Annotated in this window: 9 protein-coding genes; 7 read left to right on the plus strand and 2 right to left on the minus strand. The window is 63.0% G+C overall.

Features of this window, described 5'->3' with window-relative positions:
- Positions 1–3: 3 nt before the first annotated feature.
- The 4 genes from glgA (at position 4) to bglA (ending at position 6,961) form a co-directional block, all read left to right on the plus strand.
- Positions 4–1,449: a glycogen synthase GlgA gene (glgA, locus tag NKJ11_RS16445; RefSeq protein WP_128302923.1), complete on the plus strand. Its 1,446-nt coding sequence runs from the start codon at positions 4–6 to the stop codon at positions 1,447–1,449.
- Between the two features lie 3 nt (positions 1,450–1,452).
- Entirely contained in the window at positions 1,453–3,081 is a 1,629-nt protein-coding gene (locus NKJ11_RS16450) for an alpha-D-glucose phosphate-specific phosphoglucomutase (RefSeq protein ID WP_352793793.1), read from the plus strand.
- Between the two features lie 255 nt (positions 3,082–3,336).
- A complete protein-coding gene (glgX, locus tag NKJ11_RS16455) occupies positions 3,337–5,352 on the plus strand; it encodes a glycogen debranching protein GlgX (RefSeq protein ID WP_352793794.1) in 2,016 nt (671 codons plus the stop codon).
- Entirely contained in the window at positions 5,339–6,961 is a 1,623-nt protein-coding gene (gene bglA, locus NKJ11_RS16460) for a beta-galactosidase BglA (RefSeq protein WP_352793795.1), read from the plus strand. The genes glgX and bglA overlap by 14 nt, the downstream gene beginning before the upstream one ends.
- A gap of 11 nt (positions 6,962–6,972) precedes the next feature.
- Here the strand turns inward: bglA and NKJ11_RS16465 are convergent, their stop codons facing one another.
- Both NKJ11_RS16465 and NKJ11_RS16470 read right to left on the minus strand, forming a co-directional pair.
- Positions 6,973–8,754, minus strand: a complete 1,782-nt coding sequence (locus NKJ11_RS16465) for a TadG family pilus assembly protein (protein ID WP_352441326.1) — start codon at positions 8,752–8,754, stop codon at positions 6,973–6,975.
- Complete coding sequence (locus NKJ11_RS16470; RefSeq protein WP_164780233.1) at positions 8,755–9,210, minus strand: TadE/TadG family type IV pilus assembly protein; 456 nt, start codon at positions 9,208–9,210, stop codon at positions 8,755–8,757. It abuts the gene before it with no gap.
- A gap of 367 nt (positions 9,211–9,577) precedes the next feature.
- Here NKJ11_RS16470 and NKJ11_RS16475 point away from each other — a divergent pair, with 367 nt between their 5' ends.
- From NKJ11_RS16475 to NKJ11_RS16485, 3 genes are all read left to right on the plus strand, one after another.
- Positions 9,578–11,170: a peptide ABC transporter substrate-binding protein gene (locus NKJ11_RS16475; protein WP_352793796.1), complete on the plus strand. Its 1,593-nt coding sequence runs from the start codon at positions 9,578–9,580 to the stop codon at positions 11,168–11,170.
- Between the two features lie 164 nt (positions 11,171–11,334).
- Positions 11,335–12,258, plus strand: a complete 924-nt coding sequence (locus NKJ11_RS16480; RefSeq protein WP_352793797.1) for an ABC transporter permease subunit — start codon at positions 11,335–11,337, stop codon at positions 12,256–12,258.
- Complete coding sequence (locus NKJ11_RS16485; RefSeq protein WP_352793798.1) at positions 12,251–13,372, plus strand: ABC transporter permease; 1,122 nt, start codon at positions 12,251–12,253, stop codon at positions 13,370–13,372. The genes NKJ11_RS16480 and NKJ11_RS16485 overlap by 8 nt, the downstream gene beginning before the upstream one ends.
- The last annotated feature ends 14 nt before the right edge of the window (positions 13,373–13,386 follow it).

Consider the following 13,386-nt stretch of genomic DNA (forward strand, 5'->3'; position numbering starts at 1 on the left):
CGCATGCAGGTTCTGTCGGTCACGCCCGAGATCTTTCCGCTGATCAAGACCGGAGGGCTTGCCGACGTGACCGGCGCGCTGCCCATTGCCTTGGCGGGCAAGGGCGTGACCGTGCGCACGCTCATCCCAGGGTTTCCGACCGTCATGGCCGCCTTCAAGAAGAAGCGGGCGGTTCTGCAATATCCCTTGCTGCAGGGCGGCAAGGCCTCCGTCCATTCAGTCCAACTCGCCGGGCTCGAACTGTTCGTGCTCGATGCGCCGCATCTGTTCGACCGTCCCGGCGGTCCCTACGGCAACGCCACCGGCGTGGACTGGCCAGACAATTGGCGGCGTTTCGCGGCGTTGAGCCAGGTCGGCGGCGACATCGCCGGTGGCGCCATCTCTGGCTACCAACCCGACATCGTCCATGCCCATGACTGGCAGTCGGCGATGACCCTGGCCTATATGCGCTACGGCAAGGCGGTCGGCGTGCCATCGATGATGACTGTCCACAACCTCGCTTTCCAAGGCCAGTTCGGCGCCGCCATCTTTGGCGAACTCGGCCTGCCGGCAGCGGCGATGGCGCTCGACGGCGTCGAATATTATGGCGGTGTCGGCTTCCTCAAGGCCGGCCTGCAGGCCGCCTGGGCGATCACCACGGTCAGTCCGACCTACGCGCAGGAGATCCGCTCGGCGGAATTCGGCATGGGCCTCGACGGCCTCATCAACATGCGCTCCAGCGATCTCTATGGCATAGTCAACGGCATCGACACCGACATCTGGGATCCGGAAACCGACAAGCACCTGGTGTCCACCTATACGGCTAGCACGCTGAAGGCGCGCGCGCCCAACAGGGTTGCCGTGGAAGACCGCTTCAGCCTTGAGCGCGACGACAGCCCGATCGTCTGCGTCGTCAGCCGCCTAACCTGGCAAAAGGGCATGGATACCTTGGCGACAGCGGTCGACGGCATTGTTGCGACCGGCGCGCGCCTGGCCATCCTCGGCTCGGGCGATGCCGGCCTCGAAGGCGCGCTGCTCGCCGCCGCCGCCCGGCATCGCGGCCGCATTGGGGTCGTCGTCGGCTACGACGAGGGGCTGTCGCACATCATGCAAGGCGGCTGCGACGCCATCGTCATTCCCTCGCGCTTCGAACCGTGCGGGCTGACGCAGCTTTACGGCCTGCGCTATGGCTGCGTACCCGTGGTTGCCCGCACCGGCGGCCTTGCCGACACGGTAATCGACGCCAATGAGGCTGCCGTTTCGGCCGGCGTCGCCACCGGCTTCCAGTTCGCGCCCAACAATGGCGGTGCCTTGCTGCACGCCATCCGCCGCCTCGTCGACGCACATGCCAGTCCGGCGGTCTGGGAATCGTTGCAGCGCCAGGGCATGAAGGCCGATGTGTCATGGGACAAGAGCGCGGAAAAATATGTCGAACTCTATCGCTCTCTGCTTTCGAAAAGGGTTGCCTGAAGCATGATACGCACCGTCCCCACCAAGCCTTATTCCGACCAGAAGCCCGGCACGTCGGGCCTGCGCAAGAAGGTGCCTGTCTTTCAGCAGGAGCACTATGCCGAGAATTTCATCCAGTCGATCTTCGACGCGCTCGACGGTTTCAAGGGCAAGACCCTGGTGATCGGCGGCGATGGCCGCTTCTACAACCGCGAGGTCATCCAGAAGGCCATCGCCATGGCAGCCGCCAACGGCTTCGGCAAGGTGATGGTCGGGCAGGGCGGTATCCTGTCGACGCCGGCCGCCTCGCATGTCATCCGCAAATACAAGACCTTTGGCGGCATCATCCTGTCGGCCAGCCACAATCCTGGCGGCCCGCATGAGGATTTCGGCATCAAGTACAATGCCGGCAATGGCGGCCCGGCGCCGGAAAAGCTGACCGACGCGACGTTCGAAAAGACCAGGGCGATTTCGAGCTTCAAGATCGCGGACATCGATCCGATCGACATCGACACAACAGGCACGGTCAAGGCCGCCGGCATGACGGTCGAGATCATCGACCCGGTCGCCGACTATGCCGAACTGATGGAAAGCCTGTTCGATTTCGATGCCTTGCGCAAACTGTTCAAATCCGGCTTCCGCATGCGCTTCGACGCCATGCACGCGGTGACCGGCCCCTACGCCAAGGAGATCCTGGAAAACCGGCTCGGCGCGCCCATCGGCACCTGCCGCAATTTCAAGCCGCTGCCGGATTTCGGCGGCCATCACCCGGACCCGAACCTCGTCCATGCCAAGCACCTCTATGACGAGATGATGGGACCAGACGCGCCGGATTTCGGCGCTGCCTCGGATGGCGACGGCGACCGCAATCTGATCATCGGCAAGGGCATTTTCGTCACCCCGTCGGACTCGGTTGCCATGCTTGCCGCCAACGCCCGCCTGGCGCCCGGCTACAAGGGCGGGCTGAAGGGCATCGCCCGCTCGATGCCGACCAGTGGCGCTGCCGACCGCGTCGCCGAAAAACTCGGCATCGCCCTCTATGAGACGCCGACAGGCTGGAAGTTCTTCGGCAATCTGCTCGACGCCGACATGGCGACGATCTGCGGCGAGGAAAGTGCCGGCACCGGTTCCAACCACGTCCGCGAAAAGGACGGCCTTTGGGCGGTGCTTTTGTGGCTCAACATCCTTGCCGCGCGGGGCGAAAGCTGCAAGCAGATCGTCGCCGAGCACTGGGCGACCTACGGTCGCAACTACTATTCGCGGCACGATTATGAAGAGGTTGAGAGCGACCGCGCCACCGCATTGGTCGACGAACTGCGCGCCAAGCTCGGCGCGCTGCCGGGTGCCAGCGTGCGCGGCATGACAATCGCCAGCGCCGACGACTTTGCCTATCACGATCCCGTCGACGGTTCGATCAGCGAGCATCAGGGCATCAGGGTGCTGTTTGAAGGTGGTTCGCGGGTGGTCTTTCGGCTGTCCGGCACCGGCACGTCAGGTGCCACGCTGCGCGTCTATATCGAGCGCTACGAGTCGGACAAGTCGAGGCACGACCTCGACACCCAGGCCGCCCTTGCCGATCTGATAGCCGCGGCCGATGATATTGCCGGGATTCACAGCCATACCGGCCGCGCCGAGCCAAGTGTGATTACTTGAGGATGGCGCTGCACGCGCCCATAGCTCTCGCAGAGCGCCAGGTTAGATAATGACGGGCGTATGGCGCTGCACCCCCCTCTGGCCTGCCGGCCATCTCCCCCTCAAGGGGGGAGATCGGCAGTTTCAGCGCCTCGTTCCTCATGCTGCGTTGGCCGTTGGCGAAAGCGATGCGACGGTCCGATCTCCCCCCTTGAGGGGGAGATGCCCGGCAGGGCAGAGGGGGGTGCCTCGCGCTAACCTTGGCGGTATTTTCCAGTGACCCAGCTCGGCGCCACCGTCACCCGCGAAGGCATCCGCTTTGCCGCTTGGTCGCAGGCCGCCCGTCGGCTCTGGCTCTCGATCTTCGACGAGCAGGGCAATCGGGAAATCGAACGGCTCGAACTGCAGCCGGAAGGTGAGGGCGTCCATGCGCTGTTCGTTGCGGGCCTTGGCCAGGGCATCCGCTACGGCTTTCGCGCCGATGGCGACTACGCGCCGGAGCGCGGGCTGTGGTTCGACCCTGCCAAGCTCCTGACCGATCCTTACGCCGTCGAGATCGACAGGTCCTATGTCTATGACTGGCGGCTGGCCCAGCGCCGGGGCGAGGGCGCCGATACCGCACCGCTGATGCCGAAGGCGATTGCCGCTGCGCTGCCGAAGCCGGTGCAGGCTGCCCCGCCGCTATTCCAGCCGGGCGGCCTTATTTACGAAGTGCCGGTGCGCGCCTTCACCATGCTGCATCCGGACATTCCCGAAAAATTGCGCGGAACAGTCGCCGCACTTGCTCACCCGGCGGTTATCGAGCATCTGAAAAAACTCGGGGTTGGCGCGGTCGAACTGATGCCGGTGACCGCGTCGATCGATGAGCGACATTTGCCGCCGCTCGGGCTGCGCAATGCCTGGGGCTACAATCCCGTGACTTTCATGGCCCTCGATCCGCGTTTGGCGCCGGGCGGCATCATGGAGTTGCGAAACACGGTCGCCGTGCTGCGCGAGGCTGGCATCGGCGTCATCCTCGACCTCGTCTTCAACCACACCGGCGAGAGCGACTGGCTTGGCCCGACGTTGTCGCTGCGCGGTCTGGACAACCAGGCCTACTACCGGCACTCATCAGACGGCGGGCTGGCCAACGATACCGGCACCGGCAACACGGTCGCTTGCGACCATCCTGTCGTCCAGGAGATGGTCCTCGACACGCTTCGCCATTTCGTCAGGGATGCCGGCGTCGACGGCTTCCGCTTCGACCTGGCGCCCATTTTGGGCAGGGTCGAAGGAACATTCGATGCCGAGGCGTCGTTGCTGAGAGCGATGCGCGACGACCCGCTGCTGGCCGATCGGGTGTTGATCGCCGAGCCGTGGGACATCGGTTCCGACGGCTATCAGCTCGGTAATTTCCCGCCGCCCTTCCTCGAATGGAACGACAAGTATCGCGACGATGTCAGACGCTTCTGGCGCGGCGACGCCGGCATGGTCGGTGCGCTGGCGACCCGGCTTGCCGGTTCGTCCGATGTGTTCGCAACGAACAGGCAAAACGCCAGTCGGACCGTCAATTTCATCGCCGCCCATGACGGCATGACGCTCGCCGATATCGTGCGCTACGAGCGCAAGCACAACGAAGCCAATGGCGAGCAGAACCGCGACGGCCACAATGAAAACCTGTCCTGGAACAACGGCGCCGAAGGGGATGCGGACGATCCGGCCGTACCAACTGCTCGCCTGAACGATCAGCGCGCGCTGCTCGCCACGCTGTTTGCCTCACGCGGCACCATCATGCTGACCGCGGGCGACGAATTCGGCCGCACCCAGCAAGGCAACAACAACGCCTATGCGCAGGACAACGAGATCACCTGGCTCGTCTGGGCCGGCCGTGACCAGGCGCTGGAGCGCTACACGGTGGAACTCTCGAGGCTGCGCCGGTCGATGCCGGCGCTCTTCGATACAAGCTTCCTAACTGGCCAGCCGCAGGCAGGTTCGGGGACGCCGGACGTCGCATGGCTGACCGAAACGGGCACGCCGCTCGATGGACAAGGCTGGCAAGATCCGCAGCAGCACCGTCTTGTCATGATCCTGGGTGGCGCCAGCGACGACGAGCGCCGTCTTGCGGTGCTCGTCAACGGCGATCGTCGGGCCTGCATGTTCACCTTGCCTGAGCGTGAAGGATTTTGCTGGGTGCCAGCCCTCGAAACCGCCGAGCCAGCGGACAGCTCGCGACCGATATCGGGACGGGCGGTGATCTTCATGATCGAACGAGCGCAAGCCGGCACAGGGGAGAAGCGCAATGGCGGCAGGTGACAAGACCGGATGGTGGCGCGGTTGCGTCATCTACCAGATCTATCCGCGCTCCTTCCAGGACACGACCGGCAACGGCAGCGGCGATCTCGCCGGCATTACGTCGAGGCTCGCTCATGTCGCTTCGCTTGGTGTCGACGCAGTCTGGCTGTCGCCTTTCTTCAAGTCGCCGATGGCCGATATGGGCTACGACGTGTCGGATTACTGCGATGTCGATCCGATGTTCGGCACGCTCGAGGACTTCGATGCGCTGGTCGCCGAGGCGCATCGCCTCGGCCTGAAGATCGTCATCGACCAGGTGCTGTCGCATTCGTCCGACAAGCACGACTGGTTTGCCGAAAGCCGCGCCAGCCGCGATAACCCCAAGTCGGACTGGTATGTCTGGGCCGATACCAAGCCCGATGGCGGGGCGCCCAACAACTGGCTCTCCGTGTTCGGTGGCCCGGCCTGGGAATGGGATTCGACCCGCCGGCAGTATTACATGCACAATTTCCTTGCCTCGCAGCCCGACCTGAATTTCCACAACCCGGAGGTCCAGGACGCGCTTCTCGACACGGTGCGGTTCTGGCTGGAGCGCGGCGTCGACGGCTTCCGGCTCGATACGGTCAATTACTATGTCCACGACCGCTGGCTGCGCAGCAATCCGCCGCTGGCGTCGAGCGTCGCCGGCACCAACGGCGAGACCAACACCTACCTCTACCAGGAGCATCTGTTCGACAAGACGCAGCCCGAAAACCTGGCGTTCCTGCGCCGCTTGAGGGCGCTGCTCGATGAATATGACGACCGCGCCGCGGTCGGCGAAATCGGCGATGAAGGCCGCTCGTTGCAGACGCTCGCCGCCTACACCTCAGGCGGCGACAAGCTGCATATGTGTTACACCTTCGACCTGCTCGGTCCGCAGTTCTCGGCCGCGCATGTGCGTGGCTGTGTCGAAGCCTTCGAAGCGGCCGTCTCCGACGGCTGGGTCTGCTGGGCGTTCTCCAACCATGACGTGGTGCGCCATGTCAGCCGCTGGACAAGGCCGGGCAGCGATCCCGACGCGGTCGCAAGATTCTCGATCATGCTGCTCGCCTGCCTGCGCGGCTCGATCTGCCTCTATGAGGGCGAAGAGCTGGGCCTGGAGGAGGCGGAGCTGGCCTATGAGGATCTGCGCGATCCCGTCGGCATCCGCTTCTGGCCAGGCGTCAAGGGCAGGGATGGGTGTCGCACGCCAATGGTCTGGGAGGCCGGCGCCGACAATGCAGGCTTCTCCACGGCCAAGCCCTGGCTGCCGATACCGGCCAGCCATCGCACCCGCGCGGTCGACGCCCAGAATGCCGACACGGCCTCGGTGCTGAAGTCCTATCGGACCACGCTGGCCTTGCGCGGGGAGCATGAGGCGCTGGTATCAGGCTCGATCCGCTTTCTCGACGCCGAGGGTGACGTGCTGGCTTTCATCCGCGAGGGCGGCGGCGAAAGACTGCTCTGTGTCTTCAATTTCGCCGAGGGACCGGCCAGTTGGCCGTTGCCGGGGGATATCGGAGCGGTTGTACAGCTGGATGGCAATGCCGCGGTCGTCGAGACCGAGCTTTTGCTGCCAGCGCTCGGAGCCTTTGTTGGCAGGCTCGACTGATACCCGGACCGTTACTGCACCAGCACCGCACGTCCGCATGTCGCGCCGGTGACCCGGACATCGGCTTCGCCGAGATGCACGCCGAGCGTATCGAGCAGATTGTAAAGCAATGTGTCGACTGGTGCGGTCACGGTTTTCAAGAGCGTCGTCACCGCAGGTTTCACTGCGCCGAGCAGGGCGGTTACGTCAAGCCCGAGGATACCCAGCGCGTTGACGGAGAGTGACAACTTGTCGACCAGTGATGTTGTCAGCGTCTGAGTCAGGTCCCGTGTCGGCGTCGTCTTGATGGTTTTGGCGGCGATCTCGGTTTTGTTGAAGACCAGGTTGGTCGGGCTGACGTTGGTGATATCGGCACCCGCCGACCCCTTCACCAGTATTAGCGGGATTTTTAGCAGCAACAGATTGAGGCTGACATTCGCTATGTTGGCGTCGGAGAACGACTGCGGGTTGCTGAAATCGGCGAAAGCGGTGGGGCTGTTATCGGCGTCGCTGGCGGCAAGGTTCACCGCGGCGACGCCGGGCTTCGCGGCAATGGTAACCTTCAGGCTGTCGGGGCCGGTCGGGCAGCTGATGTCGGTCAGCTTGGCCTCGGCGTAGGCCACTTCGACATTCAGCGGCAGCTTGACCGACAGCAGGCTGATGCCGCCGCCCAGGTTTGGATTGCCGACGCCGACCGTGACCAGCAGCTTGATGCGCGTTTGCGCGGTGCGCACCACGGTGCCGGCTTCTCCAACCGCCAGCCATGGCGAGGATTGCGGCGGTTCGCCGATGGCGATGGCGAGCGTGGTCGACAGCACCCCGGGAATGGTGGCGCCGAGGGCGACGTCGACCTGCTTCGAACCGTTTGCCAGTCCGGCAGCGGCCGTCAGCATTCCCAAGGCGCTGGCATCGACGCCGAGGCCGGCGGGCCTTTGCCCGAGGCCCAATTTGCCGACGGAGCCGAGATCGACCAGATGACTGAGCGGGATCTTGACCGTGCTGGTCGACTTGGACGCGATCGTCTGCAGGGCGACCTTGGCCGTGTTGCCAAGCCCGGGCACATTGGCCATGGCCGTGGCGATCTGGCCGACGGTCGCCTTCGATGCCAGCACATCCGAATACGACACGCCGGTCAGGTTCAGCTGTGTGGCAACGCCGTCGACGAAGGAGAGCACGCTCACATCCGCCGAGATCAGCGCGTTGTAGTCCATGACGCTGAGCGAGATGTTGCTGCCGAGAAGTCCGCCGAGAAGCGCGTTGAGGATGCCGCCATTGAGGCTGGCGAGCCTCGATCCGACCGAGAACGTCGCCTGCGGCGTCATGCTGGCGGTGGCTTGGGTGCCGATGACGGGAGTGGGGATCAGCGAACTCGCGAAATAGCGGGCAGGGATCTTCTTCAGGGTGACGCGGACGGCATTGTAGGGTGTTACGCTGGCCTGGAAACGCTGGCCCACATTGGCGCCGGATGCCACATATCGCCCGGGTGTGACCGTCACGACGGTTTTGCCGGCCGCCGGCTCGATCGTCTGTCCCGAGCTTTGAACGACAACCCCTGGCATGCCGTTGTCGGTCAGCGTGGTGACAACCGCTGTGTTGACTTTGGTCATGTTCGAGGCGGCGGTGATCGCCGCCAGATCCACCATTGCCTGTGCTTCGCGGCGCTCGGTGTAGATCGAGGCTTCGTCGATCGCCACCGCGGCCAGCGCCAGCGCCACCGGCGCGCTCAATGCCGCCATGACGGTGAAGTTCGCTTTCCTGTCACTCAGCATCAACCGGGCAAGCCGACCGATCCCATTGCACGCATGCAGCAGCATTTAAATGCCCCCGACCCTAATCGTTGACTGGCGCTTGATGGTGGTCCCGGGCATGGCTATGCCCGGGAAAAGGTTCCAGATCGGCAGGTTGCGGGCATCGTACTGGATGGCCACCACGAACTGGCTTCCATCGGCCGCGCTGTCGTTGGCCTGGTAGGTCAACTTGCTGACATCCACGAAGGGATATCCGCCGGCATTGTTGGTGACGAAGCTGGCCACGAGCGTCTGGCGCTCGGTCTGGTTCAGCCCGGCAATGGCCGTGCGGGCCGCATCCGCCGCTATCTGCTGGATCGAGTTGGCGGCGCCGAAATATATACCGTATGCAACCATTCCGAGTAGAAGAAGAATGAAGATCGGCGAGAGTAAGGCAAATTCAACCGCAGAAGTTCCACGTTCCTCTTGAAATTTTCGTACCAATTGAAAGACCTTGGGCAATTTACTTGCTCCGTTGCTCATAGCCGCCACGCGTCTGAGATCGAACTGTATAGAAGGCAATCATAATGTAACCTGTGGTTGCTTAAGAACGCATTAAGACATTCCGGCAAACTGGCATGGCTCCGATTCGCGGTGAAAAATGGCGTCGAGGTGAAGAAACCAAGTCAAGCTTCTGGTTTCGACTGGTGTTTCAGCGGCCACGCCATAGCTTTCGTCCGCCTTACTTTGGGTGACCCAGAGAGTCTGTTGAAATAAAAATTCTCCGCGTTAGTGTCTGGGCACGAGCCGCAGGACGGGAACCAGCGGCGCGCTCAAGGGGTCAGATATCGGCTCCAGGGCGTCAACACTTAATAGGCGCGCCAACGGCAGCGCCGACAGGGAGAACTTCATGCTGAAAAACATGCTGAAGGCGACGGTGCTCGCCACGACCATGGCGCTGGCCGCTGGCACGTTCTACACGCCGGCTTTCGCCGAGACCGTCTATAACAGAGGCAGCGCCGCCGAAGCGGAGACGGTCGATCCGCACAAGACCTCGACAGTCTACGAAGCCGATATCATACGCGACCTGTTCCAGGGCCTGGTCATGCATGACCAGAAGACGAACCTCATTCCGGGCGCGGCCGAAAGCTGGACAGTGTCCGACGACGGCACTGTCTACACCTTCAAGCTGCGCAAGGATGGCCTCTGGTCGGATAGCAGCCCGGTGACGGCGGACGACTTCGTCTATTCGTTTCGTCGGCTGGAAGACCCGGCCACCGCTGCCGAATACGCCTCGATGCTGTACCCGGTGAAGGGTGCGGAGGACGTCAACACCAAGAAGGGCAAGCCGGAGGATATGGGTGTCAAAGCGATTGATGCAAATACCCTCGAAGTCACGCTGAAGGCGCCGACGCCTTACTTCCTGGAGATGCTGACCCATCAGGCCACCTATCCGGTCAACAAGGCTTCGATCGACAAGCTCGGCGCCGACTGGATCAAGGCGGGTAATCTCGTTTCGAACGGCGCCTATACGCTGGCCGAGTGGATTCCCAACGACCACATGAAGCTGGTCAAGAATCCGAAATTCTGGGACGCCGCCACCGTCAAGATGGACGTCGTCAACTATATCCCGACCGAAGACCGCTCATCGGCGATGAAGCGCTTCGAGGCCGGCGAACTCGACAGCTACGGCGACCTGCCGACCGAACAGCTCGCTGACCTCAAGACCAAGTTCGGCGACCAGGTCCGCGTCGGACCTTATCTCGGCACCTATTATTATGCGATCAAGACCGACAAGGCGCCGTGGGACAATGTCGAACTGCGCAACGCCATCTCGATGGCGATCGACCGCGACTTCCTCGCCGAGAAGGTCTGGCAGAACTCGATGCTGCCTGGCTATTCGATGGTGCCTCCGGGCATCGCGGGCTACTCGCCGGCAACGGCCAAATACGCCGACATGTCGCAGATCGACCGCGAGGACGCTGCCAAGAAGACTCTCGAGAAACTCGGCTATACGCCCGAGCATCCCTTGAAGATGGAGATCCGCTACAACACGTCGGAAAACCACAAGAACACGGCCGTCGCCATCCAGGAACAGTTGAAGCCGCTCGGCGTCGACGTCTCGCTCGTCAACACCGACACCAAGACCCACTACTCCTTCCTCGAGCAGAAGGGCGACTACGACGTGGCGCGTGCCGCCTGGATCGCCGACTACAAGGATCCGGAGACCTTCCTCGGCATCACCCGCAAGGCCAGCGGCAACAACTATTCGAGCTATGTCAGCCCGGCATATGAAGCGGCCATGGACAAGGCGGCGGCTGCCGGCGGTAAGCCGGAAGAGCGCATGAAGGACCTCGCTGAGGCCGAGCGCATCCTTGTCGATGACGTCGGTAACATTCCGCTTCTCTACTACAGCTTCCACGACATCGTTTCCTCGAAGCTGCATGGCTTCGACGACAATGTGATGGATATCCATCCGTCCCGCTTCATCAGCAAGGACTGATCCTTAGCCGGGCCGCCGCGCAACTCAATGCGCGGCGGTGCTGGTTTGCCATCGCATCGGTCCGGAAACCGGAATCGATTTTCGGCATGTCGGTGCGAAGATTTGAAGGCTAGAGCGCAACCGTCCGGCTGGACGCGCGTTGCTCTGGATCAAGCGGGGCACCGATGCTGCGATACGTATTACGGCGGCTTCTGACCGCCATCCCGACGCTGTTCGTCATCGTGACCATGGCGTTTTTCCTGATGCGCGTCGCGCCGGGCGGCCCATTCAACCAAGAGCGGGGGCTGAGCCCCGAGATCAAGGCCAATCTCGAAGCCCAGTTCGGCCTCAACGACCCGCTCTGGCTGCAATTCGTCCGTTATCTCGGCAATCTGCTGCGCGGCAATTTCGGCCCGAGCTACAACATGCCGGACTTCACCGTCACCGAACTCTTCGCCAAGGGCCTGCCTATATCGGTTCAGCTCGGCGCCTCGGCGCTCGTCCTGGCGCTGCTGCTCGGTTGTGTGCTCGGCACCATTGCGGCGCTTAACCAGAACAAGCTTGGCGACTATACGGTGATCGCGCTGGCGACGGCCGGCAGCACCATCCCAACCTTCGTCATCGCGCCGGTGATCCAACTCCTGTTCGGGCTGACCTGGAGGCTGCTGCCGATCGGTGGGTGGGGCGATGGCGCTTTCATCAACAAGGTCGGTCCGGTGTTGACGCTCGCTCTGCCGCAGATCGCCATCGTCGCCCGGCTGATGCGTGGCTCGATGATCGAATCCTTACGGTCCCATCACATCCGCACGGCGCGCGCGCTCGGCCTGTCCGATTGGTCGGTGGTGGTCAAGCACGCGCTGCGCGGCGCCATCCTGCCGATCGTCTCCTTCACCGGTCCGGCGGCGGCGGCATTGCTGACCGGCTCGGTCATTGTCGAGACGATCTTCTCCATTCCAGGCGTTGGCCGCTATTTCGTCGATGCCGCGCTCAATCGTGACTACACGCTGGTGATGGGAACGGTGGTGGTGATCGCCATCTTTACCATTGTCTTCAACCTGATCGTCGACGTCATGTACGCGGTCGTCGATCCGAGGGTGCGCTATGACTGACATCGCAGCCACAGCCCCCGCCGTCATCGGCCGTTCACTCTGGGGGGATGCCTGGGCGCGTCTCAAGGCCAATCGCGCCGCCATGTTCAGCCTGTACTACCTTGCCCTGATCGGTGTCGTCAGCGTGTTCGGGCCGTGGTTCGTGCCACATCAATACACTACCATCTATGCCGACTATGTGCGCATGCCGCCAAGCCTGTCAGCCTATCCGAAGGCCGACATGGTCGAGACGGCGCTTACCGAAGCGATCAAGCGCATGCGGGTCGACATCAAGGAGTGGCGGCAGGAAGGCAACCAGGTCTTCGTCACCGTCAAGTCGACCAGGCCGATCGACGATCGCAACATCCGTTATCTCGACCGTTCCGATGCCTTTGACGGCACCAAGATCGAGAGCAAGTCGCCCGACGGTCTCGAAGTGACGATGAGCGCCTCGATCAAGCAGCAATATTTCCTGTTCGGCACCGACAACACCGGCCGGGACCTGTTGTCGCGCACGCTGATGGCCGGGCGCATATCGCTGGCCATCGGCCTGCTCGCGGGTGTCGTGGCGGTGGTCATCGGCGTGGTCTACGGGGCCGCTGCCGGCTTTGCCGGCGGCAAAATCGACGAGGTGATGATGCGCATCGTCGACGTGCTCTATTCCTTGCCCTTCATCTTCTTCGTCATCATGCTGGTGGTGTTCTTCGGCCGCAACTTCGTGCTGATGTTCCTGGCGGTCGGCGCCGTGCTGTGGCTCGACATGGCGCGGATCGTGCGCGGCCAGGCGCTGTCGATCCGCCGGCAGGAGTATGTCCAGGCGGCGGAAGCCATGGGTGTCGGCCAGCGCGGTATCCTGCTGCGCCACGTCATTCCCAATCTGCTCGGCCCGGTGGTCATCTACATGACGCTGCTGGTGCCGCAGGTCATCATCCTCGAAAGTTTCCTGTCATTCCTGGGGCTCGGCGTACAGGAGCCGATGACCAGCTGGGGCGTGCTGATCTCGGTCGGCGCCAAGAACATCGGCACCGCCAACTGGCTGCTCCTGTTCCCCGCCTTCTTCCTCGTCTCGACGCTGTTCGCGCTGAATTTCGTCGGCGACGGCCTGCGCGACGCACTTGACCCAAGGGATCGCTAAGATGGGGATCGCCG

The organism is Mesorhizobium sp. M0243, from assembly GCF_040321775.1.
In the GTDB taxonomy this organism is placed as follows: domain Bacteria; phylum Pseudomonadota; class Alphaproteobacteria; order Rhizobiales; family Rhizobiaceae; genus Mesorhizobium.

What these genes read in the sequence shown, in the direction of transcription:
- NKJ11_RS16485 (WP_352793798.1), top strand. Translation starts at nt 12,251, where the DNA reads ATGACTGACATCGCAGCCACAGCCCCCGCCGTCATCGGCCGTTCACTC.
- NKJ11_RS16450 (WP_352793793.1), top strand. Translation starts at nt 1,453, where the DNA reads ATGATACGCACCGTCCCCACCAAGCCTTATTCCGACCAGAAGCCCGGC.
- NKJ11_RS16480 (WP_352793797.1), top strand. Translation starts at nt 11,335, where the DNA reads ATGCTGCGATACGTATTACGGCGGCTTCTGACCGCCATCCCGACGCTG.
- NKJ11_RS16475 (WP_352793796.1), top strand. Translation starts at nt 9,578, where the DNA reads ATGCTGAAAAACATGCTGAAGGCGACGGTGCTCGCCACGACCATGGCG.
- NKJ11_RS16465 (WP_352441326.1), bottom strand. Translation starts at nt 8,754, where the DNA reads ATGCTGCTGCATGCGTGCAATGGGATCGGTCGGCTTGCCCGGTTGATG.
- glgA (WP_128302923.1), top strand. Translation starts at nt 4, where the DNA reads ATGCAGGTTCTGTCGGTCACGCCCGAGATCTTTCCGCTGATCAAGACC.
- bglA (WP_352793795.1), top strand. Translation starts at nt 5,339, where the DNA reads ATGGCGGCAGGTGACAAGACCGGATGGTGGCGCGGTTGCGTCATCTAC.
- NKJ11_RS16470 (WP_164780233.1), bottom strand. Translation starts at nt 9,210, where the DNA reads ATGAGCAACGGAGCAAGTAAATTGCCCAAGGTCTTTCAATTGGTACGA.